A 24,056-nucleotide genomic window follows, 5' to 3' on the forward strand; every position below is an offset into this window, starting at 1 on the left:
AGTAAATAATCCTTCATAATTTTAATGATATGCCGATATTAAGTATAGGATTAGTTAAAAACGACTGTTCGTTATAGATAGATGAATAGATGGGAGGAGGCATAGGAATGAAAATCAATCGATCCAATCAACTGAATTTCAATCCTTATAAACAGCAGCTTCAAAAACAGACAGAAATGAAAAAGGCTGCAAAGCGTTCGGATGAACTGCAAATTTCCAAAGAAGCTCTAAAACTTCAAGAAAAAGATCAGCCGAACAATAAGCGCGCGGAGAAGGTTCAGGAGATTAAGAAACAGATAGAAAATGGAGAATACAAAATGAATCATGAAGTTACCGCACAAAAAATGCTCGATTTTTGGACGAAGTAAGTTTAACTGGGAGGTAACCCCATTCAAAGGAGGACCATGTAGTCCATGAATGAATTGAGACTAGCATTAACGGAATTAACAAATTTGCATCGGGAGCTTTTAGATATATCCGTAGAAAAAACGGAATGGATTAAAGCTGGAAATATCGATAACCTGCAACAAACCCTAGTCAATGAACGACAGCTTGTACGAAAGATTGAAAAGGCGGAGAAAATCCGTACTCGACTTGTAAATAACTGGGTTGAAGCAGAAGGGATGACCGAACCAAACCCGACAATTACGTTCATATTGGAACAAATGATAAATGAAACGGACAAACGTGAGCTGGAAGAAGTAGCGATTGGACTAACGAAAGTTATTACGGAACTGAAAGCCCAAGAAAAACTGAATCTCGCGCTTATTAATCAATCCATGCAATTTGTGCATATGTCGCTCGATTTAATGAGTCCGTCCCTTAAAAATATGAATTACTCGAATACGGATAAGCCAAGTACGGAACAGCCAAATCGATCCATATTCGACTCAAAGGCATAATTTAAATTAAAGGAGTAACAGCAAATGAGTACATTTCACGGATTGGAAATGGCAAAACAAGCATTATTTGCCCAGCAATCTGCTTTATATACAACTGGTCATAATATTGCAAACGCAAATACAGAAGGTTATTCGAGGCAACGAGTGAATTTTGAAGCTGACCTGGCAATGCCGAGCGCTTCAAGAAATAGATCTGGCATGCCCGGTCAAATTGGAACAGGTGTGAAAGCTGGTTCGATTCAGCGGATACGTGACCACTTTATTGATCATCAGTTCCGCGGTGAGAATAGTTTAGCAGGCTATTGGGAAAAACGCGCAGAAGCACTTGGCCGCATGGAGAATGTGCTGAATGACTTGGATGATACAGGATTGTCTGAAGCGATGGACCAGTTTTGGAGTGGGCTCCAAGATCTCGCGGTAAATCCGACGAATGGGGGCGCCCGTTCTGTTGTTGTCCATCGTGGAATTGCGCTTAGCGACACGTTTAATTATCTTAACCAGTCCTTAACACAGATTCGGAATGATTTAAAAACGGAAATGAATCATTCTGTCGAAAATGTAAATCGTATTTCAGAGCAGGTTAATGAATTGAATACAGAGATTAAAGCACTTGAAATAGCGGGCTATATTCCAAACGATTTATATGATCAACGCGACTTGCTTATTGACGAGTTATCACGGATCATCCCGATTGATGTAAGCTATGGGAAGTCAGGTGACCATGTTGGTGACGCTGCACAAGGGTTAGCTGTAATTGAAGTGAAGACAGAAGAATATACCGATGCAGACGGAAATACAAAGAACGGTTACAAGCTTGTTGGCGGAGAGAATTTAACGTATCAGTCAATTTCACTTGCCGAATCAGTTCGTGAAGGGTTTTCTTATATTAGTGGAATCCAGCTTGATCTTGACGGATCCCCGCTTAGCTTGGAGACTGGCAGAGAAGGAACATTAAAATCCCTTATCGATGCTTACGGTAGTGGGGAAAATGAAGGGGATTTCCTGAAAGGTCTTAAAGACTTAACAGATTTGCGAAATAATTTCATTGAAGCTTTTAATGTGGTTCATCATGAAGGAGTTCCCCTTGACGAAACAGTGGAGCCGGTTGATTTCTTTGTCATCGATGATAACGGGAATATGGTGGTGAATCAGGAGATAATTGATAACCCGGAATGGATTACTGCCGCGCTTGAAGGTGAAGGCGACGGGAAGAATGCTTTGGAGCTTGCGAAAGTTTTTGATGAGGCGGGAATTAAAGAAGCATACGCGCAATTAACTGGATCTTTAGCTGTTCAAGTCGAGGATGCTGAAAGAATGCAGCGTAATACAACTGTGTTACTTAGCCAGTTGGAAGGCAGTCGTCAATCCATCCGTTCTGTTTCGCTGGATGAGGAAATGACGAATATGATCAAGTTCCAGCATGCGTACAATGCAGCCGCAAGGTCGATGACTGCGACAGACGAATTATTGGACCGCATTATTAATAATATGGGGCTTGTAGGAAGGTAGGTCATATACATGCGCGTCACACAAAGTATGATTTCAAATAATCTATTGACAAATTTAAATAAAAGTTATGCTGAGGTGGATAAGTATTTCAACCAATTGAATACAGGCAAGAAGTTCAGCCGTCCATCGGAAGACCCGGTAGCAGCAATGAAAGGAATCGGCTACCGTACGGAATTGCACCGAATCGAACAATACCAGCGGAATACTGGCGAGGTGCAGAACTGGTATGACAATACAGATGCCGCCTTGGATCAGACAAATAGCGGTCTGCAGCGTCTGCGTTATCTTGCTGTCCAGGCAAGCAATGGCACATATGGTGAAGCAGAGCTGAAAAATATCGCAGAAGAAGCCGAACAAATTAAACTTGACCTAATAGATGTAGCGAATACAAAAGTAAATGACAAATATATTTTCAATGGTACGCGAACAAATGAAGCTCCTGTTGAGATGGTAGACGGTGAAGTGATATCCGACTTTAATGAGAGCTCAGTCGAAATTGAAGTCGCAGCAGGTGTGACTTTAGCTGCAAATGTCGACGGGAATAAGGCATTTACAGACGGAGAAACAGATATGTTTGCGGTAATCGACTCGTTCATTACAAGCTTGAATACAGGGAATGCGGACGGGGAAATCGACCAAAGCATTGCTGCTATCGACGGAATTATTGATAATGTAATCAATGCTAGGGCTGATCTTGGTGCGCGAGTGAACCGGTTAGATTTGGTAGAGAACCGCTTGGAACAGCAAGAAATCATCGCAACTGGATCTTTATCTGCTAATGAAGATGTGAACTATGCGGAGGCAATTACCAATTTGATGACGCAAGAGAGCATCCACCGTGCAGCACTCTCCAGTGGTTCGCGAATGATTCAACCAAGCCTGCTCGATTTTCTTAGATAAGTGAAATTTACCTTAGCGGGAGGTCTTTTATCTTCGACTGAAGGTTAGTTGAACGAATCGGGTCGTTATCGGCTGTTGGATCTCCCGCTCAGAAATAAGAAGTATCTTTTATTTCTTGAAGTGGGAGTCGCGCGTCCGGTTACACTGCGATATAAAAACAGAGAGCCCTTAGCCCTTTTAAAGGACTTAGGGTTTTTTTCGTAAAATAAATCCTGTAAATTTATTAGTCAATAAAAACTGTAAAAAGAGAGGTATTATGACGATGAAACTTCATACTAAATATTTAGGCAATGTGGAAATCGACGAAAAGAAGCTGATTCGATTTCCAAATGGTCTGCCTGGTTTTCCTGAAGAAACAGAATTCATCATCTTGGAATTGCCGAATAATACAGCATTTCAATTGTTACAATCAACAAAAACTAGCAGTCTCGCTTTCGTAATCACCAATCCATATTTATTTTACCAAGCCTATGAACTGAAGCTGGAACAAGATTTTCTCGAGGTATTACAAATTACGGATAAAGAAGATGTCGCGGTTTATTCAATTGTGACGTTAAATAAACCATTCACCCAAAGCACGATGAATCTGCGTGCCCCTGTAATTATCAATACGAAGCGATTAATCGGTAAACAGTATATTTTGAACGAACACAAGTATACTTCCCGCGCGCCGATTGCCCCAGACGAAAAGAGGGACGCGTCATGTTAGTGTTAACGAGGAAGAAAAATGAAGCCATCCAAATTGGAGACGATATTGAAATCAAAGTGCTTGGGGTGGAAGGAGATCAAGTGAAGTTGGGGATAGCAGCTCCGAAATCCGTGGATATTCACCGTAAAGAAATTTATTTGGATATTAAAGAACAAAATAATGCGGCAGCTAATCTATCACTCGATTTACTTGATTTGATGAACGATAATACATTAGATAAGTAATTTGATAATTTCCCTTCAAACTATCCGGAATATGCCGATACTATTAGTAGGTAACGATGAGGGGGATGAGTGGGGATGACGATAAAAGTGGTCGGATCTCAGACAATCATTCAGAGCAATATGCAACTTCAACAAGATATAAAAGTTGATCGATCCGCTACAAAAGAACACCAACAAAAAAACACTACAAATGTAAAAATTGAAAAATACGGGAAAGCACAGCGTGAAGCGGTAGAAGAAGCGGTTGATAATCTGAATCAGTTTCTTGAGCCTTCTCGCCGCAATTTGAAATTCGAATTACATGATAAGCTCGATAAATATTATGTGAGTGTTATTGACCAAGCGACAGATGAGGTAATCAAGGAAATCCCACCAAAGAAAATTCTTGATATGTATGCCGCAATGGCAGAATTCATGGGATTACTAGTCGATGAAAAAATATAAGGAAGTGAAAATATGCGTATAGGTGGCTTGGCCAGTGGAATAGATACAGATTCCATGATAAGAGACTTAATGAACGCAGAACGGATTCCATTGGATAAACTCGAACAGCAACGGACGAAAATGGAATGGCAGCGTGATGCTTTCCGTGATATTAATAAACAGATATCAGAGCTGGAGCGACTGATCACAGATATGCGGTTAAACAGTAATACGATTAATCCGAAGAAGGTTACATCCTCTATGGAAGGCGCAGTGACAGCGACTGGATCTGCCGCAGCGGGAAATGGTACTTTTAAGATTGCTGTGGAGAAGCTTGCTACTAATGCGATTAATACGGGCAAGGCCTCAAAAGAAAAAATTGAGAATTTCATTTCCAATAATAATGGTGAAACAGTAAGTTTTTACACCTATGGAGAAGCTGATCCTGATAAAGGGTTGGAAGCAGGGATGCAAAAACGTTCATTTGAAATTGAACAGGGCGATACAATCGATTCAGTTATAAAAAAGATCCAAGCTGCAGATAAAAACATTCGTGCTTTTTATGATGAAGCTGAGGGGCAGTTTGTCATGGAGACGAAACGTACTGGTGAATATAACACGACCGGTGAATTTGACGGAGCCGAAATAGGATTCAAAAGTGGTGAAAGCAGTTTTTTTACTGAGACTTTTGGTATGAAACATAATCAAGAACAAGGCGGAGAAAATGCAATATTTCATTATAATGATGCTGTTCAATTAGAGTCAAAAGACAACCGCTACACCTTAAACGGGATGACATTCACGTTCCACGATGTTACTGGAAAAGATGAAAGTGGCGGGCTAATCAACGCAACACTTACAGTTACGAATGATGTTGATAAAGCAGTGGAAAATATCACCGAATTCGTCGATAAATATAATGAACTGATTATGACATTAAACGGTACCCAGCAAGAACCGATTTATCGTGACTTCCCACCGTTAACAGAACAACAAATGGAAGAAATGTCTGATAAACAAATTGAACTTTGGGAAGAAAAAGCGAGAAGTGGACTATTGCGCAGAGAATCCATTATCCCTTCTGCATTAACGAGTCTTCGTTCGACCTGGTCAACCACGGTTGATAATGACGGGGCATTTCGGTTGATGGCCGAGATTGGAATTACGACTACGGAAGATTATTTGGATGGCGGAATGCTCGAAATCGATGAAGTTCAATTACGTGAGAAGCTGGAGGAAGATGTAAGTTCTGTCCAAAATTTGCTATTCAATAGTTCGGAAGGTTCAGACCGTGGGCTATTAAATCGATTGGAAGATTCGCTTGAGACGACAATTGGCCGAATTGAGCAACGAGCAGGAAAAGGTTCCTTCACGAATCAGATGTATACAATGGGACGCGAACTAGAAGCGATGGAAAAACGAATTAAAGCATTTGAAGATCGCTTAGTGCAAGTAGAGGATAGATACTGGCGCCAGTTCACAGCAATGGAGCGGGCAATTTCCATGATGAACAACCAATCAGCCATGTTAATGAATTTCGGCGGTAATATGCCTCAATAAGGAGTATGAAACATGAATAAAGCCTATCAAACTTATCAAAATAATTCAGTGAACACCGCATCTGGCGGCGAATTGACACTTATGCTTTATAATGGCTGCATCAAATTTGTAAAGCAGGCAATGAAAGATGTGGATGCAAAGGACTTTGAAGCAAAGAATAAAAATATCCAAAAAGCACAGAATATCGTCCGTGAATTATTAATTACGTTAGACTCGAAAGTGGAGATTTCTAAGCAATTTCAGCCACTTTATGAATTTATGCTTACGGAACTAACAGCTGCAAATATTGATAATAGTCGTGAAAAGTTGGAAGGTGTCCTTGAACTTGTAACTGAATTCAGGGATACTTGGAAACAAGTCCTTCTTCAGCACCGGAAACGGCAGTATTCAGAGAGACCAACTGTCTAATGGAGGCACTGGAAAAAGTCTATGAACTGACTAAAAAATTGATAATGTTACTTGAACAACCGGTAACATCAAAGAATCGGGATGACGTTATCCAACAGCTAAATGGACTGATTGAAGAACGGGGGAAATGCATGGAACAACTATCTCCACCATATTCAGAGGATGAAATGAAACTTGGTAATGAGATTGCTCAATTGAACCCGAAAATCCAAATGAAAATGGAAATGCTCTTTACAGATTTGAAAACAGAAATGAAGCAAATGAAGCAGCAAAAAAAATCACAGCAATCTTACACAAATCCGTATAAAAATGTTTCCACCTCGGACGGTACTTTTTTAGACCGTAAAAATTAAGGAATAGAAAGTGCCATAACTTCAACCTGTATTCGGAAAAGTTATGGCACTTTTTGTCGTTATCCAATATTGTTGTAAATTGACTGAATTTCATAATTACCAAAGTCGGCTTTTCCATCACCATATGTAGTTGGGAACGAACCAACTCAACTACATATGGTGATGGTGAAGCATTAAATACGTATTATGAAATTCATTAAATTATTAACTAAAAGCAGAATCTAGCAAAATATGAATTTAAAGTGAAGAAATTGTAAAAATTAATAAAAAAATGTTGCTAGCTTAAACGCTGCTGCATCAACCTTTATTGGCGCACTCCGCTGAAAGCCTTTACAGAAGATTAACGTTTGAGAGGAAATATAGCGGGAAACATAGTATACTATATATATAAAGAATTAAAGGAGGACACTTTTATGAAATTTAACATTCGTGGGGAAAATATTGAGGTTACAGATGCTATCAGAGAATATGTGGAAAAGAAAATCAGCAAGCTCGAGCGCTATTTCGATTCTACTCCAACAAGTGATGTTCATGTAAATTTAAGTGTCTATAATGATGAGCAGCGCATCGAAGTAACAATTCCAATGACCAACCTCCTATTGCGTGGGGAAGTACGACATGATGATTTATACGCAGCGACCGATTTAGTAGTAGACAAACTAGAGAGACAGGTTCGCAAATATAAAACAAAAATTAATCGTAAATCCCGTCAAAATGGTTCACCTAAACATGTATTTGCGGAAATGGAAAAAGAAATTGCGAATAATCAAGAAGATACATCTGATGATTTTGAAATCGTGCGTACAAAGCGATTTGACTTGAAACCGATGGATTCTGAGGAAGCTATTCTTCAGATGGACATGCTTGGCCACACCTTCTTTGTATTTAACAATGTGGAGTCAGGTGAGACAAGCGTGGTGTATCGCCGAAAAGACGGTAAATACGGTCTAATTGAACCAACTATTTAAGAAATAGGATATTAGCAAGGACGATTCTTCCCAGAAGAATCGTCCTTTTAATTTGCCAATCCTTTTAGTGTCTTTACTAGGTTGTTTCGCCTTTGTTTGTTGTCAGGCTTTGACATATAGTGTTATGATTATAGTGATATGGTATTGATTATATTGAGGAGCGTATAATATATGGCAGGATTGTTGACAAAGATTTTTGGCGATGGAAACAAGCGCCAAGTTAAACGAATTGAAAAGAGAACAGATGAAATAGATGCTTTAGAACCAGAGATGGAAAAACTTTCAGACAATGAACTAAAAAATAAAACAGAAGAATTCAAAGGACGATTGGAAAACGGTGAAATATTAGACGATCTATTGGAGGAAGCTTATGCGGTAGTTCGGGAAGCATCGAGACGAGTGCTCGGCATGCGCCCATTCAGGTCTCAGATTATGGGAGCAATCGCCCTGCATGGCGGAAATATTGCAGAGATGAAAACAGGTGAAGGGAAAACATTAGCTTCCACCATGCCGGCATATTTAAATGCGCTGACAGGAAACGGCATTCATATTATTACCGTTAACGAGTATTTAGCGGAACGTGATGCGAAGGAAATGGGAGAGCTGTATGATTTCCTTGGTCTTACAGTCGGGCTTAACTTAAACAGTCTGACGAAAGAACAAAAGCGTGAAGCTTACCAATGTGATATTACGTATGGAACGAACAACGAGTTCGGTTTCGATTACTTACGGGATAATATGGTGCTTTATAAAAATCAGATGGTACAGAGACCACTTAACTACGCTATTATTGATGAGGTCGACTCGATATTGATTGATGAAGCAAGAACCCCATTAATTATCTCAGGAGCAGCTAAAAAGTCTGCATCACTTTACACACAGGCGAACAGTTTTGTAACGACCTTGAATAGAGAAACAGACTATACTTATGATGAAAAAACGAAGGGTGTCCAGCTTACAGAAGAAGGAATTAATAAAGCAGAACGATTTTTCAATATCGAAAACTTGTTTGACTTGGACAATGTTTCTTTAACTCATCATATTAACCAAGCAATGAAAGCTCATGTAGCGATGCATCGTGATGATGATTATATGGTTGAAGAAGGACAGGTCGTCATCATCGACCAATTTACCGGTCGTAAAATGAAAGGCCGTCGCTATAGTGATGGACTGCATCAAGCGATTGAAGCGAAAGAAGGTTTGCAAATTCAAAATGAAAGTATGACCCTTGCATCCATCACCTTCCAAAACTATTTCCGGATGTACAACAAGCTATCCGGGATGACAGGTACTGCAAAGACGGAAGAGGAAGAGTTCCGTAATATTTATAATATGGATGTCATCGTTATACCGACGAATAAGCCGATTATTCGGGATGATCGCTCCGATTTGATTTATAAATCAATGGAAGCAAAATTCCGTGCGGTCGTTGAAGAAATCAAAGAACGAAATCAAGCAGGTCAGCCTGTCCTTGTTGGTACAGTAGCTGTTGAAACATCAGAATTAATTTCAAAAATGCTTAAAAAAGCAGGAGTTCGTCATGAAGTACTAAACGCGAAGAACCACTACCGGGAAGCGGAAATTATTGAAACCGCAGGAGAAAAAGGATCTGTCACGATTGCAACGAACATGGCAGGGCGTGGTACAGATATCAAGCTTGGAGAAGGTGTTCTTGAGCTTGGTGGTCTAGCTGTTATTGGGACAGAGCGTCATGAATCCAGACGGATCGACAACCAGCTTCGAGGGCGTTCTGGACGTCAGGGTGACCCAGGTGTAACGCAATTTTATCTTTCCATGGAAGATGAGCTAATGCGCCGTTTCGGTTCAGACAATCTCCGTGCGATGATGGACCGATTTGGAATGGATGAGGATCAGCCGCTTGAAAGTAAAATGGTATCTCGTGCGGTAGAATCTGCACAGAAAAGGGTAGAAGGAAATAACTTCGACGCACGTAAAACAATTCTTTCCTATGATGACGTTCTTCGTGAACAACGAGAAATCATTTATAAACAGCGCTTTGAAGTAATTGACGCGGAAGACGGCTTAACGGAAATCATCATGAACATGATCCGCTCTTCGGTCGATAGGGTCATCGACTCTCACACTCAAGATGAAGATGAGGATTTATGGAATATCGATGCGATCATTGAGCATCTCCATGCGAATGTATTAAGTCCTGATGCGATTAAGGCAGATGACTTAAAAGGTAAAGAACCGGAAGAAATGAAAGAACTCATCTTAGAAAAAATTGAGCAAGCTTATGATGCGAAACGGGAAGAATTGGAACCGGACCAGTTCCAAGAGTTTGAGAAAGTCATTGTGCTTCGTGCGGTTGATTCGAAATGGATGGATCACATTGACCAAATGGATCAGCTCCGTCAAGGAATTCACCTGCGTGCATACGGGCAGACAGATCCGCTCCGGGAATACCAAATGGAAGGATTCCAGATGTTTGAGCAGATGGTTCAGTCCATTGAAGATGAAGTAGCAAGATTCATTATGAAAGCACAAATCCGTGAGAATTTACAACGGGAAGAAGTTGTGAAAAATACGACCGCAGCCAGAGGCGGACAAGACGGCAAGAAAAAGGTTCGTAAGCCAATTGTTAAAGAAAACCGTGTCGGCAGGAACGACCCATGTCCATGCGGAAGCGGCAAGAAATATAAAAACTGTCACGGTAAAAACTAAACGAATTCAGACGAGGTAGGGAACAGGGTGATTCCGACCTCGTTCTTTTCCTTTTTTATTGCATAGGAAACTGTAAAATAAAATATATTTATTATGAGGTGATGTATCATGGATTTAGCAGAAATCAGAAATGAATTGGATAAAATAACTTCACGTGTTGAAGCTTTCAGGGGGTCTCTTTGACTTAGATGACAAGCGTGCACGTATTACCGAATTAGAGCAGCAAATGACAGATCCAACATTTTGGGATGATCAAAAAGCCGCACAAAAAGTGATTGACGAAACGAATGGCTTAAAATACCGAGTGGAATCATTTGAAAAAATGGAATCGACACTGGAGGATCTCGAAGTTTCCTATGAACTGGTGAAAGAGGAAGCGGACGAGGAGTTATTTCAAGATCTGAATGAACAGTTGGAAACATATATGGAGAAGATTAATGACTTTGAACTGGAAATGTTATTAAGTGAACCATATGACTCGAAAAATGCAATCCTTGAACTGCATCCTGGTGCAGGAGGAACCGAGTCTCAAGACTGGGCGAGCTTGCTATTAAGGCTGTACCAACGCTGGGCTGAAAATAAAGGCTTTACAGTCGAAACCCTCGATTATCTCCCGGGAGATGAAGCAGGTGTGAAAAGCGTCACGTTGCTCATAAAAGGGCATAATGCCTACGGGTATTTGAAAACGGAAAAAGGAGTTCACCGCTTAGTGCGGATCTCACCTTTCGATTCTTCTGGTCGGCGCCATACATCCTTTGTTTCCTGCGACGTGACGCCGGAAATGGATGATGATGTCGAGATTGAAGTGCGGGATGAGGATATCAAAGTTGACACGTACCGGGCAAGTGGTGCAGGTGGGCAGCACGTTAATAAAACGGACTCAGCTGTTCGTCTTACCCACCTACCAACAAATATTGTTGTAACTTGTCAAAATCAGCGTTCTCAGATTAAAAACAGGGAGTCAGCGATGAAAATGTTGAAATCCAAGTTATACCAGCTTGAGGTAGAGAAGCAAGAGCAAGAACTTGCTGCACTTCGCGGTGAACAGAAAGAAATCGGTTGGGGAAGTCAGATCCGCTCTTATGTTTTCCATCCTTATTCGATGGTAAAAGACCACCGGACAAATGTGGAGGTAGGAAATACACAAGCAGTAATGGATGGAGAAATTGATTTGTTTATCGATGCGTATTTACGTTCTCAAATACAATGAACGGAAAATTATTCTAAAATAAGCGAAACTGCCTCCAAATGGTGGTAAGACTAGGAAAATGTTGGATTTTGTTCACAGACTCTCTTCTAAATAGGTTTTAAAAAATAATCAATAGGATATAATAGTATTGATGTACTTATTACACAATTCGAATGGGGGATTTATGCATGAAGAAATGGTTACTAGCGGTTCTATTTGGAGCAGTCTTAGTTCTTGGAGCTTGTGGCGGCGGAGATGATACAAGTACAGAAGAGCCAGCAGACAACGGCGACACAGACACAGAAGAACCAGCTGACAATGGAGATGCTGTTGACACTGCGAGTGGTGAAGAGATTTACCAAAACAACTGTGCAATGTGTCACGGGGCAGATCTCTCCGGTGGAGCAGGCCCTGCATTAACAGACGTAGGAAGTAAATTCTCCAGCGATGAAATTGCAGATATTGTTCAGAATGGGACAGGTTCTATGCCTCCACAAGATGTTTCTGGTGACGACCTTGACGCATTAGTGACTTGGTTGGAAGAACAATAATAACGAACGAAATGAAAAAAGTTCGACTTGCATTTTGTGAGTCGAACTTTTATTTTGTCTAATCCTATTATTACGCCTCCGTAACATCACTCAATCTCAGGTGGCATGCCGCTTGTTCGACAAAACATCCTAAATATCCCTCTAACATTACATGAACGGTATTCTTGAAACATAAATGTAATAATTTTATGTCTAAAAAGTGCGCTTAATGATGTTATAATAGCTAAGGAATCTAGTAAATGGTTAAGTCTGATAAATAAACAAAAATAATTTGAAATAAATAAAAGGTGATACATATATGATTTTAATGGAAGATGTGCATAAAACGTATCCGAATGGAGTCACAGCTCTAAACGGAATTAATGTTGATATTAAACAAGGTGAATTTGTATATATTGTAGGCCACAGTGGAGCTGGGAAATCCACTTTTATTAAACTTATATACCGGGAAGAGAAGCCGACAAAAGGGAATATTGTTATCAATGATATCGAGTTAAGCAAGATGAAAGAAAGAAAAGTCCCATATTTAAGAAGAGAAATTGGCGTTGTTTTCCAAGACTTCAAGCTTTTGCCAAGATTAACAGTCTATGAAAATGTTGCATATGCGCTTGAAGTAATTGAAGAAACACCAAAAGGGATACGAACGAGAGTTATGGAAGTATTAGAAGAAGTCGGTTTAAAGAATAAAGCCCGTTTTCTTCCTGCAGAGCTTTCCGGCGGAGAGCAGCAACGTGTGTCAATTGCACGCGCCATAGTCAACCGCCCGCGTATTGTCATTGCGGATGAACCAACTGGAAATCTGGACCCTGAGACGTCTTGGGGGATAATGAAGACATTTGAAGAAATTAATGATAAAGGAACTACTATAATTATGGCTACCCACAGTAAGGAAATTGTAAACACGATTAAAAACCGAGTCATCGCGATTGAAGACGGGGTAATTGTGAGAGATGAACAACGAGGTGAATACGGCTATGAAGTTTAGAACATTTACACGCCATCTGAGAGAGGGAACGAAGAACATTTTCCGGAATGGTTGGATGACTATTGCTTCCATAGGAGCCGTAACGACAACATTGATCCTCGTCGGTGTATTCCTCGCAATCGTCCTTAACCTTAATGAATTTGCGAAAAATATTGAATCAGATGTTGAAATTAAAGTGCTTGTTGATTTAACAACAGAAGAAGATGATGTTATTGCCTTGGGAGACCAACTTAGACAGATAGAAGGTGTCGAAAACGTCTACTTTTCTTCTAATGACGAAGAACTAGAAAGTTTGACTAATAGTTTAGGAGAAGAAGGAAGGGCTTGGGAGTTATTTGAACAAGATAATCCGTTAAACCATGCTTACGTCGTCAAAGCGGAAACCCCGCAGGAGACAGAAAGAATTGCCGAAGAAATAATGGAATTTGATCATATCTATAACGTAACGTTTGGTCAGGATATTGTAGATAAATTGTTTGAGTTTAATAACTACGCAAGAATCATCGGGCTTGTGTTGATTGCTGCATTGGTACTCACCGCAGTATTCCTCATTTCCAATACGATTAAAATCACCATCATAGCGAGAAGCACGGAAATCTCCATTCAAAAGCTTGTTGGTGCTACCAATGGGTTCATTCGTTGGCCATTTTTTGTGGAAGGATTATTGCTTGGTGTACTAGGTTCGATTATTCCAATTGCAGTTGTGTTATTCGGATATCATTACATAGCCGAAAACCTTGCAAGTCAAATTAATATTAGTTTCGTAGAGATATTGGAATTTAATCCATTTGCTTGGTACTTATCGCTAGGTATTCTGCTAATTGGAGCAGCGATCGGTGTTTGGGGAAGTGTCATGAGCGTACGTAAGTTCCTGAAAGTTTAAGAGACAACTAGAAGATAAGAACGCATTATGATGAAGGGAGAATACGAATTGAAGAAATCGATCCTATCGAGTATAGCCGCTACACTCTTACTAGCAACTGCAGTTCCAGCAGGAACTCCGGTTTCTGCAGAGTCAATCGATGACTTGAAAGAACAGATCAACCAACATGAAGAAGAAAAATCTAAAATATCCGAGGATAAGAATAACCTGAGTAAGGATAAACAGGACACAGAATCGAAAATCAATGAAAATTTAAGTGAACAGGAAACAGTAGAAAATGAGATTTTGGGTATAGAAGATGAACTTGCGACAACACAGAATGAAATTGCTACTAAAGAGAACGAGATAAAAACTACGAATGATGAGATCGATGATTTAACCGAGCAGATTGGAACACTTACGAACGAGATTGAGGTTTTAGAAGATAAGATTGAAAAACGTGACGAATTATTAAAAGAACGTCTTCGTGCTATTCAACAGAACGGTGGACAAATCAAGCTGATTCAGGTCATCTTCGGTTCTAAAAACTTTGTAGATCTTATTAGCCGCACGTCAGCGGTAAATACAATCATGGATCAAGATAAGCAGATTATGGAAGAACAAGCTGCTGATAAACAACTGCTTGCAGAGCACAAACAAGAAGTGGAAGAAAAGAAAGAAACAGTCGTAGCGAAGAAAGAAGAACTGGAAAGTCAAAAGACAGAACTTCTCGCTTTAAAAGATCAACTGGATAATCAAAAAGCCGAAAGAGAAACGCTTATGGCTAAGCTTGAAGAAGAACATGAACATTTGGAAGAGATTAAGTTAACGATTGAAGAAGAACAGACGATTCTTGCTGCTGAGGAAAAAGCAAAATCTCAAGCAATTGCTCTTGCTGAGCAGAAGGTAGGAGAATTAGAGCAATTGGCAAGAGAAGAGGCGGAAAGAAAACGCCAAGAAGCTGAGCGTCGTAAAATGGAACAGGAAAGACAAGAGCGGGAATCAAACAATAATAACAACAATAATAACAACAATAATAATGATAACCGAGATAAAGTCGCTTCTGCACCAGAGACGAAAATTGATTCCGGAAATACCGGAGGGGGAATTTTCATCCACCCTGCAAATGGACGTCTCACTTCAGGGTTCGGTATGAGAAACCATCCTATCTTTAATATTCCTCGCTTGCATGCTGGAGTTGACTTTGGAGTTGGAACTGGGACATCACTTCTTGCTCCAGCGGACGGAGTAGTAAGTACGGCAGGTGCCATGGGCGGTTTTGGAAATGTCATCATGATTTCTCACTACATAAATGGTAAAAACTATACAACCGTCATGGCGCACTTAAGCAGAATGGATGTTTCAGCTGGACAGGCTGTAAGTCAGGGGCAAGTGATTGGAGCAACAGGTAACACAGGTAATTCGACTGGTCCACACCTCCATTTCGAAGTTCACCTTGGCGGATACGGTAACCCAGTAGACCCAATGCCATATTTAAGATAATATAAAGAAGAAAAAGGTATCGTGATTTTTTACGATACCTTTTTCCATAGTGATAATCATAACTTAATTTTTACCCAATAAATCATCGCTTTCATTCAGCGTAAGTGTGCCAAACTCGGAAACTTTCTACTGGAGGTCCGCAGTCCAGACACCTCTCGCACCTGCTGAGCGGCTGATGAGCCTCCTCAGGCTGAGCATTAAGGGGTCTCATCAAGCCTATCCTCCCGCAGGAGTCTCGAGGTGTCTGGACTGCTACCAGGAAATGCCATATTGGGATCACTGTTTATTATTCCAAAGATATAATTTAATCGTGACATGGCACTGAAATAAATGCTATTAATAATCGTCCCAACCAGTTCAGTTGCCCGGTGGACGGTGACTCCTGCGGGAACAGCACGAGCCTGGAGACCCCGCAGGGCGGCAGCCCGAGGAGCTCTAGCAGTGCCTAAGGATGCGCATCCGTCCACCGGGCAACTGAACGGTGATTAAAGCTTTGAATATGTTAATGAGCCAAAACACTTACGCTGAATGAAAGCAATTAGTAGTTTATGTTAAAATTTGCTTTATGTAAAGGTGAGAAAGGTAGGGCATTATATTTCAGAATGACCTTGTAAAGAATTTCATCAATGTTAGGTCTTGTGCATAGTCATGAAAGAAATATAATGGTATGCTTTTCTATAATGGACGGAAGAAATTTGAGGTGGAATGATGAAATTAAACAGATTACAAATAGTTTTTTTATTAGCTGCTGCATTAGTACTCGGTTTTCTTGGAGCGTATGCAGGCATTTCATTAGCCGGAGATAATGATAGTGGACAGCAAACAGCAAGCCGGGAAAACCTGAAAGAAAAGTTACCCGGTGATGAGCCGGAAACACTCACAGGTGATTTGCAAAAGATTGAGGAAGCTTATGCTCTCATTCAAGAAAATTATGTTGAAGAAGTCGAAGGTAATGAATTGGTCGAAGGTGCAATTGAGGGTATGCTTGCCACACTGGAAGATCCGCATTCATCCTATTTGAACCTTGAATCGATGGATGAATTTAATCAGCAGATTGAATCTTCCTTTGAGGGAATCGGAGCAGAAGTTAGTATGGTGAACGGCGTTGTAACGATTGTTTCGCCAATCAAGGATTCGCCTGCAGAGAAAGCTGGTTTACGGCCGAATGATCAAGTTCTTACGGTTGATGGCGAAGATCTTGAAGGACTGAATTTAAATGAAGCTGTCGCTAAAATTCGTGGAGAAAAAGGAACAGAAGTAACACTTGAAATTATTCGGGCAGCAAGTGATCCTTTTGATGTAGTCATAGTCCGGGATACCATTCCGGTAGAAACTGTTTATAGTGAAACAGAAACAATAGATGGAAATACAACTGGTATTATTGAAATTACGAACTTCTCCGAGAATACAGCAACAGAGTTCATGGAACATTTAAATGAGCTGGAGGAAAGCGGATTGGACGGATTAGTCATTGATGTTCGCGGAAATCCAGGTGGATTACTGAATGTCGTTGAAGATATGCTGGCATTATTTGTACCCGAGGATCTTCCATTCATTCAAATAGAAGATGCGGAGGGAAATGTTGAAGCAATTCATTCTGACCTGAAGGAAACTAAAGAATATCCAATCAGTGTGTTGATTGATGAAGGTAGTGCATCTGCATCTGAAATTCTTGCCGTAGCATTAAAAGAGCTCGATAATGATATAGTCGGTCAGACAAGTTACGGAAAAGGCACTGTTCAGACTGCTGTTCCATTAGGTGACGGAAGTTCGATTAAATTAACGACATTCAAATGGCTATCCCCTAGTGGCGAGTGGATTAATGAAGTAGGGGTTGAGCCGACCATTCCTGTAGATCAGCCGGATTATTATTATGCTAACCCGATTACGATTGAAGAGCCGTTTGGTTTGGATGATACGGACGAAGGTATTGCCAATATTCAGCTCATGCTGGATGGAATCGGTTATGATCCTGGACGAATGGATGGCTACTTTAGTGAAGAGACGGAAGAAGCTGTAAAACAATTCCAGGAAGATAATGATCTATCGGCAACTGGTGAAGTCGATGAAGAAACAGCCGGATTAATTGATACGAGAGTGATCGAGCAGATTCGTTCTGGTGAAGATGATGTCCAATTGGAAAAAGCATTGGAAGAACTATATAAGTAAGACAGGAGAGGCTGGGGAAACCCAGTCTTTTTTTGGCAGAAAGATAAGTATCAATCCTTTCTTACTGCATAAGTGCGGGCTTGGTTGTCACCGTAAGGAATGATGACAACCAAAATTTCTAATTTTTTGGGACAAATGCTCTGACCCCATGTCCCACTTTTCGTGGTATACTGTATAGAAGAATCCATACGTAAAGGGTGGTTTGCTTGGTTGAATTATGGCTTCAAGAATTGGGGATAGGGATATTAAAATTATTTCTTAATCCATTATTTTATTGGATATTTCTATTAATCTTTTTAGTTGGTTACCGGCGGATTAAGATGGAAAGGGAACAGTTCGGAGTGAAAGTCTTTGACTTATTCAGTGAATGGAGACGGACATTGCTTCCTGCTGTTATCACTGGAATACTTGTATCGCTCATTTTGATCGGAGGAGGGGTTGTATTTTCATATGGTTCGTTAATCACCCTGAGCTTCGTGATGATTCTCTTATCCTTGAATTTACGTTTTACATTGCTATCAGCAAGTTATACGATTGGACTTACATATATCGTATTACTTTTGTTGCCAACGCTGCTGGAGAATCAGGATGTTATTCCTACTGCATATTTTGCAGAGAATAATTTCGTCGGTTTAACATTTTTACTTGGTATCATGTTAGTTGCAGAAGCAATTTATGTTCGTCGGGTAAAACGCAATGAGACATTCCCGCGCTTAGTAAAGAGTGAGCGTGGTATCTGGGTCGGTGAACATCATTTGCGAAAAATGTCGATGATTCCATTGTTTTTCCTTGTACCAGGGGGGGTGCTCGAGAGTTTTGCTCCTTATTGGCCATTAATTTCACTTGGCGAGGAATCATATGGTATCGTACTATTTCCTTTTCTACTCGGATTTTCCCACCGGATAAGGGCGAGTATTGCACCTGTTAGAGGCAAGCAGTTAAGTAAACAAATCTTTTGGTTGGGGATGTTCGTCATCGCTATTTCTGTCACTGGCTATTTTTTCGAAGGATTGTCTCCAATTGCTTTGATACTTGCTATTTTCGGCAGGGAATTCATTACGTATCGATTACGTACACAGGAGAAGAAGCAAAATGCCTTTTTCAAACCGGAACAACAGGGTCTACGTGTTCTGGGAATTATTCCTGGCACACCTGCTGAACGGTTGGATATTCAAGCGGGTGAAGTAATTACGAAAATAAATGATCGAAGAGTTAACAACTCAGATGAATTTTATAAGGGACTTCAGGCTGCAGGTGCTTATTTTAAGTTAGAAATACTGGATGACCAAGAGGAAATGCGCTTCGTGCAAAGTGCATTTTATGAAAGTGATCATTACAGATTGGGACTACTTTTTATTGAAGCACCACACCATCATCAAGATGTTCTTGAAGAAGGTTCGTAAATAGATTATTGTTTCGTATTCAGTAGAAGGGAGGCATTCGTAGTTAAAACATGCGAATGCCTCTTCTAATAGGGAAAATTAGAACGGGAGGAAACGAGATGAAGTTTTTTCATACTGCAGATTGGCATCTGGGCAAACTTGTCCAAGGTGTCTATATGACGGAAGACCAAGAATTTATACTAGAGCAATTCGTTCAGGCTGTTGAAGAGGAAAAGCCGGATGCAGTGATTATAGCGGGAGATCTTTATGACCGAGCTGTTCCGCCGACTGATGCGGTACAGCTGCTGGATGACGTTCTGCACAAAATTGTTCTTGATTTGCATGTGCCGGTTATTGCAATTGCAGGGAACCATGATAGCCCAAGCAGATTGGACTTCGGGAGTCGGTTCATGCAGCAGAATGGGTTTCATGTGATCGGCAGATTGCAGAAGGATTATCAACCTGTTGTATTAAATGATGAATTTGGTGAAGTTTATTTCCATCCAATCCCTTACGCTGATCCGAGTATGATTCGTAATCTGTATGAAGATGATTCGATACGCAATCATAACATGGCACAGCGAAAGATTGTGGAGAAAATACAAGCATCCATTTTGCCGAATACGCGAAATGTTGCGATTGCTCACGCTTTTGTCACACCATTTGGGGAGGAGGCAGAGAACACGAGTGAATCCGAACGGCCGTTATCTATCGGCGGGTCTGAATATGTGGATGCCACAATTTATGATGCATTTGATTATACGGCACTTGGGCACCTGCACCAGGCTCATTATGTTGCAAACGAAACGATTCGCTATGCTGGTTCGCCATTGAAATATTCGATTTCAGAAGAACATCATAACAAAGGATATTATGTTGTAACGATGGACGAAGAAGGCAAAGTCGAATTGGAAAAACGATTGTTCACTCCTAGGCGAGACATGTACACAGTAGAAGGGTTTATGGAAGATATTTTAGAGGAAGCGGTATGTGAAGATTATGTATTTGTCCAGTTGTTGGATGAAACTCCTGTACTTTCTCCAATGGAAAAAATCCGCTCGGTTTACCCGAATGCGATGCATGTTGAACGCAAAATTTACTCAGCCCTCCATCTAACTGATGATTCAGAAGCAATCAAAGAACGAAGAAAAATGACAGAACTGGAACTGTTTCGTGCCTTTTATGAAGAAGTAAAAGGAGAAGCGCCAGGAAATGCGGCAGAGGATATTTTTAAAGAAGCGCTTGAAGCGATTATGAATGAAGATAAATAACGGAAATAAAGGGGGAAATAGAATTGCGGCCATTAAAATTAACGATGACAGCATTTGGACCTTATAAAAACACGGAAATTGTTGATTTCTCCGAACTGAGAGATAACGATATATTTGTCATCTCTGGAAATACGGGAGCTGGTAAAACGACGATATTTGACGGAATTTGTTTTGCCCTTTATGGTACGGCGAGTGGACAAGACCGTGGGGAGTCAAGAATGCTCCGCAGTGATTTTGCTGATGATGATGTCCATACTGCGGTTGAATTAGAGTTTGAACTAAAAGGAAAGCACTATCGCATCCGGAGGCAGCTCGGTCATGTGAAACATGGAAATAAGTCAAAAACGGGTGATGATATTTTCTTTTTCATCCAGAGAGACGGGGAAGAAGTACCGTGTGTCGACAGGCAGATCGTTTCGGAAGTGAATGAACGCGTCGAGCAATTAATCGGGTTAACCCAAGACCAATTTAAACAAATTGTCATGCTACCGCAAGGAGAGTTCCGCAAACTTCTCACTTCAGATACGGAAAATAAAGAAGCAATTTTACGCAGACTCTTCAAAACGGAAAACTATCAATCAATTAATTCCGTCTTAAAAGAGAAACGCGACCAAGCCAAAATAGATTATGATCGGCAATTGCAAATTAGAAATGATTATATTCATGGAATCTCTTCTTATCTTCCGTTACGGGCGGACACGGCAATGAGTGAGTTGCTCGAGGCAGAATACCCCAATATTAATCAAGTTGCTGCTGCGCTAGAGGAAGAAACAGACTTTTATGAGGAACAAATCAGTTCTAGCGAAGAGAAGTATAAGCAAGCTTATGAGTTAAGAAATAAACGACAAAAACAATTTCACGAAGCCGAGCATATGAATGAACGTTTCCGTGAGTTAGCGGTTAAAGAGCAACAGTTAAAAGAATGGACGGAAAGGGAGGCTGAATTCGCTGCGAAAGAAGCAAGTTTAGAAGCTGCAGAAAGAGCGAATGGTTTACTGCTTTATGAAAGCCAACAGGAACAAGCGATGGAGGATGAACAAACGACTCGTGGAAATCTTAAACAAGCGAAAATTCAATTAGAGCAAGCGAAAAAGGAATTGCAGGAAGCTGAAACGACTTTTGAGGCAGAAAAAAATAGGAAAACAGAAAGAGATGAAGTCGCGAATCAATTGAATGAGCTCGAGAAGTTTTTACCTATCGTACAAGGCATTGAGGAAACGAAACAAAAGATAAACGAAATGAAGAGCCGTGGTTTAAAGACGAAACAAAAGCTTGAAGAAACGGAAAAACAGCTTGAGTCAACAGAAAAAACGTACGAGGCGTACCGGCGTGAAATCACTCTCCTTGATGATCGAATCGAGAAGTTGAGTGATAAGCCGGCAGAGTACTTGAAGCTAAAGGATCAGGTGCGAATTTTTGAGCAGTATAGGAATATTACTGCAGAGATTAGTGAAATCGAAAAAAAGGTAACTTCGATTACAGCATCCTACACGAAAGCAAAGGAAAGCTATCAAGAAAAAGAAAATTCCTGGCTCAGCAATCAAGCGCTTGTACTAGCCGGTCATCTTCACGAAGGAGAAGCTTGTCCGGTCTGTGGGAGCTTCGAGCATCCCGAGGTTGCAACAAGCTCTGATAGAAGCGTGACCAGGGAAGAACTTCAGCTTGCAAAAGCCAGCTTGGAAGAGATGGAAAATGCGTATCGGCAAATAAGCATTCAACTTGAGGCAAAGCGTACCCAGCAGAAAGAGATTGTAGAAGAGGTAACTGTGATAACGGCAGGAGAAGAAATCAAACCTTTCTATGAACAGCTTGTTGTCACTGGCAAAAAGGTTCGTGCCGAGGTAGAGGAATATGATGCTGCTAGAAAAAAACGAAAAACAAAAAAGGTAGAAGAAGAGAAATATGCAGGCATCAAGCGAAAGTTAGAACCACACTTTAATCAACTGAAAGACCAGTATTATACATTGCGCGAAGAATATAAGATGGAAACAGCACTCCTTGAAGAAAGATTGCGGGTTATCCCTCAGTCATTAAGGGATTTAAAGGAATTAAAAATCCAGATTAAATGGACGCAAGATAAAAAAGAACAACTTGAAAAAGCATGGGAATCGGCTGAAAAGCTGCTTGAGGCGAAAAAAGAAGCATACACAAAGAGTGAAGCACATACATTGCATACAGAAAAACAACTAAAAGAGATTACATTAAAAGTAGAAGGTGCAAAAAAAGATTTCCGCGATAAATTAATGGAAGCGAATTTTGATACGGAAGAAGCATATTTAAAAGCAAAGCTACAAATTGATGAACAGAAACGATTAAAACAGGAATTGACGGAATTCAAGCAACAGCTTGCGATACTAACCAAGCAAACGAAAGAGCTGGCGGCAAGCTTAACAGGAAAAGAACCAAAAGATTTAGTTGCACTAAAACAGGAATTGGATGAGCTTGAAATCCAATATGAAGAAACATTCAAGCAGCTTAATGAAGCACGTGACTTCCGGAAACGTGCAATGAAGCGGAAGGAAGAGATTCTGGAAGCGGAAGAGGAATTAGGGAAGAAAGAACAGCTTGTTTCCGCAGTTTCCGATGTACATGACATGCTGCGCGGACAAAACAGTAAGAAAATATCGTTTGAGCGTTTTTTACAGATGGAGTATTTGGAGCAAATTATTCAATCAGCTAATAGCAGGCTACAGAAGCTCTCGAATAACCAGTATTATTTAACGAGAAGCGACAGACAAGAATCCCATGGTAAACAAAGTGGACTCGCGCTTGATGTGTACGATAACCACACTGGATTAACGAGAGATGTAAAAACATTGTCCGGCGGGGAGAAATTCAATGCGGCACTATCTCTCGCTTTAGGAATGTCTGATGTGATTCAGAGTTTCCAGGGCAGTATAGCGATCGATACGATGTTTATCGATGAAGGATTCGGCTCCCTTGATGAAGATGCCCTGGCTAAAGCTGTTGACACTCTTGTCGATCTCATGGAATCAGGGCGCATGATCGGCGTGATCTCCCACGTCAAAGAGCTGAAAGAAATCTTCCCAGCCATCCTGGAGGTCAAAAAAACCCGACAGGGGCACAGTGAAACAGCATTTGTACTAAAATGATATCCCACCGTCCTTACCAACCCTAAGAGCAACCAATCACTTTCAGCCAGCGTAAGTGTTCTGCACGTTCTCATGGTTCGCTCTCTAATCGCCGTTCAGTTGCCCGGAGGACGGATGCGCATCCACGGGCACAGCCTCAGCCTCGCCCCAAAGGACGTGCCAATGCAGACGTTGCCACAGGACGTGGCGTTCTTAGTCTGCCTCGGAAGAAGGGCACTTCCTGCTCAGGTCTGGGCACGTGCTTTTCCCGTAGGAGTCACCGTCCTCCGGGCAACTGAACTGGTAGGGATGATTAATATTAAAAGCATTATTCCAGTGCCATATCTCGATAAAAATAATATTTTTGGAATAATAAACAGTGATCTAAATTCGGCCTTTGCTTAGGAG

The 24,056-nt window shown here is 40.8% G+C and carries 21 protein-coding genes; all 21 read left to right on the plus strand.

The window, feature by feature from the left end:
• Window positions 1-107: 107 nt before the first annotated feature.
• The gene (gene flgM / locus L3V42_RS10570) at window positions 108-368 is read left to right on the plus strand and encodes a flagellar biosynthesis anti-sigma factor FlgM (protein ID WP_238471960.1); all 261 of its coding nucleotides are present in this window, start codon (window positions 108-110) and stop codon (window positions 366-368) included.
• A 45-nt stretch (window positions 369-413) separates the two neighbouring features.
• Window positions 414-902, plus strand: coding sequence for a flagellar protein FlgN (locus tag L3V42_RS10575; protein WP_238471961.1), 489 nt, complete (start codon window positions 414-416; stop codon window positions 900-902).
• A 24-nt stretch (window positions 903-926) separates the two neighbouring features.
• The gene (gene flgK, locus L3V42_RS10580) at window positions 927-2,411 is read left to right on the plus strand and encodes a flagellar hook-associated protein FlgK (RefSeq protein ID WP_238471962.1); all 1,485 of its coding nucleotides are present in this window, start codon (window positions 927-929) and stop codon (window positions 2,409-2,411) included.
• Window positions 2,412-2,420: 9 nt separating this feature from the next.
• Window positions 2,421-3,311 (plus strand): flagellar hook-associated protein FlgL, encoded by an 891-nt coding sequence (flgL, locus tag L3V42_RS10585; protein WP_235762571.1) that lies wholly within the window; start codon window positions 2,421-2,423, stop codon window positions 3,309-3,311.
• Between the two features lie 256 nt (window positions 3,312-3,567).
• On the plus strand, window positions 3,568-4,020 hold the full coding sequence (gene fliW / locus L3V42_RS10590) for a flagellar assembly protein FliW (RefSeq protein ID WP_235762572.1): 453 nt from the start codon (window positions 3,568-3,570) through the stop codon (window positions 4,018-4,020).
• Complete coding sequence (gene csrA / locus L3V42_RS10595) at window positions 4,014-4,244, plus strand: carbon storage regulator CsrA (protein WP_235762573.1); 231 nt, start codon at window positions 4,014-4,016, stop codon at window positions 4,242-4,244. Before fliW ends, csrA begins: the two co-directional genes overlap by 7 nt.
• 75 nt (window positions 4,245-4,319) lie before the next feature.
• Complete coding sequence (flaG, locus tag L3V42_RS10600) at window positions 4,320-4,688, plus strand: flagellar protein FlaG (RefSeq protein WP_235762574.1); 369 nt, start codon at window positions 4,320-4,322, stop codon at window positions 4,686-4,688.
• Window positions 4,689-4,700: 12 nt separating this feature from the next.
• Window positions 4,701-6,227, plus strand: a complete 1,527-nt coding sequence (locus L3V42_RS10605) for a flagellar hook-associated protein 2 (protein WP_235762575.1) — start codon at window positions 4,701-4,703, stop codon at window positions 6,225-6,227.
• A gap of 12 nt (window positions 6,228-6,239) precedes the next feature.
• Entirely contained in the window at window positions 6,240-6,635 is a 396-nt protein-coding gene (gene fliS, locus L3V42_RS10610) for a flagellar export chaperone FliS (protein WP_235762576.1), read from the plus strand.
• The gene (gene fliT / locus L3V42_RS10615; protein WP_238471963.1) at window positions 6,635-6,988 is read left to right on the plus strand and encodes a flagellar protein FliT; all 354 of its coding nucleotides are present in this window, start codon (window positions 6,635-6,637) and stop codon (window positions 6,986-6,988) included. The genes fliS and fliT overlap by 1 nt, the downstream gene beginning before the upstream one ends.
• A gap of 413 nt (window positions 6,989-7,401) precedes the next feature.
• Window positions 7,402-7,956 (plus strand): ribosome hibernation-promoting factor, HPF/YfiA family, encoded by a 555-nt coding sequence (gene hpf, locus L3V42_RS10620; RefSeq protein ID WP_235762578.1) that lies wholly within the window; start codon window positions 7,402-7,404, stop codon window positions 7,954-7,956.
• A 171-nt stretch (window positions 7,957-8,127) separates the two neighbouring features.
• Window positions 8,128-10,644 carry a preprotein translocase subunit SecA gene (gene secA, locus L3V42_RS10625; RefSeq protein ID WP_235762579.1) on the plus strand — a complete coding sequence of 839 codons (2,517 nt, stop codon included), beginning with the start codon at window positions 8,128-8,130 and terminating at the stop codon, window positions 10,642-10,644.
• Between the two features lie 108 nt (window positions 10,645-10,752).
• A protein-coding gene (prfB, locus tag L3V42_RS10630; protein WP_235762581.1) for a peptide chain release factor 2 occupies window positions 10,753-11,854 on the plus strand; the annotation gives its coding sequence in 2 pieces (ribosomal slippage) (window positions 10,753-10,824 and window positions 10,826-11,854; 1,101 coding nt in all).
• A 167-nt stretch (window positions 11,855-12,021) separates the two neighbouring features.
• The gene (cccB, locus tag L3V42_RS10635) at window positions 12,022-12,384 is read left to right on the plus strand and encodes a cytochrome c551 (RefSeq protein WP_235762582.1); all 363 of its coding nucleotides are present in this window, start codon (window positions 12,022-12,024) and stop codon (window positions 12,382-12,384) included.
• Window positions 12,385-12,682: 298 nt separating this feature from the next.
• Window positions 12,683-13,369 carry a cell division ATP-binding protein FtsE gene (gene ftsE, locus L3V42_RS10640; RefSeq protein WP_235762583.1) on the plus strand — a complete coding sequence of 229 codons (687 nt, stop codon included), beginning with the start codon at window positions 12,683-12,685 and terminating at the stop codon, window positions 13,367-13,369.
• Window positions 13,359-14,252: a permease-like cell division protein FtsX gene (ftsX, locus tag L3V42_RS10645; RefSeq protein ID WP_235762584.1), complete on the plus strand. Its 894-nt coding sequence runs from the start codon at window positions 13,359-13,361 to the stop codon at window positions 14,250-14,252. The genes ftsE and ftsX overlap by 11 nt, the downstream gene beginning before the upstream one ends.
• A gap of 48 nt (window positions 14,253-14,300) precedes the next feature.
• Window positions 14,301-15,734, plus strand: coding sequence for a murein hydrolase activator EnvC family protein (locus L3V42_RS10650; protein ID WP_235762585.1), 1,434 nt, complete (start codon window positions 14,301-14,303; stop codon window positions 15,732-15,734).
• Window positions 15,735-16,442: 708 nt separating this feature from the next.
• Window positions 16,443-17,903: a S41 family peptidase gene (locus L3V42_RS10655; protein ID WP_235762631.1), complete on the plus strand. Its 1,461-nt coding sequence runs from the start codon at window positions 16,443-16,445 to the stop codon at window positions 17,901-17,903.
• Window positions 17,904-18,109: 206 nt separating this feature from the next.
• A complete protein-coding gene (locus L3V42_RS10660) occupies window positions 18,110-19,306 on the plus strand; it encodes a PDZ domain-containing protein (protein WP_235762586.1) in 1,197 nt (398 codons plus the stop codon).
• A 98-nt stretch (window positions 19,307-19,404) separates the two neighbouring features.
• Window positions 19,405-20,556, plus strand: a complete 1,152-nt coding sequence (locus tag L3V42_RS10665; RefSeq protein WP_235762587.1) for an exonuclease SbcCD subunit D — start codon at window positions 19,405-19,407, stop codon at window positions 20,554-20,556.
• Window positions 20,557-20,579: 23 nt separating this feature from the next.
• Window positions 20,580-23,669 carry an AAA family ATPase gene (locus tag L3V42_RS10670; RefSeq protein ID WP_238471964.1) on the plus strand — a complete coding sequence of 1,030 codons (3,090 nt, stop codon included), beginning with the start codon at window positions 20,580-20,582 and terminating at the stop codon, window positions 23,667-23,669.
• The last annotated feature ends 387 nt before the right edge of the window (window positions 23,670-24,056 follow it).

The sequence above is a fragment of the Oceanobacillus alkalisoli genome (assembly GCF_022213125.1).
Taxonomy (GTDB): domain Bacteria; phylum Bacillota; class Bacilli; order Bacillales; family Amphibacillaceae; genus Oceanobacillus; species Oceanobacillus alkalisoli.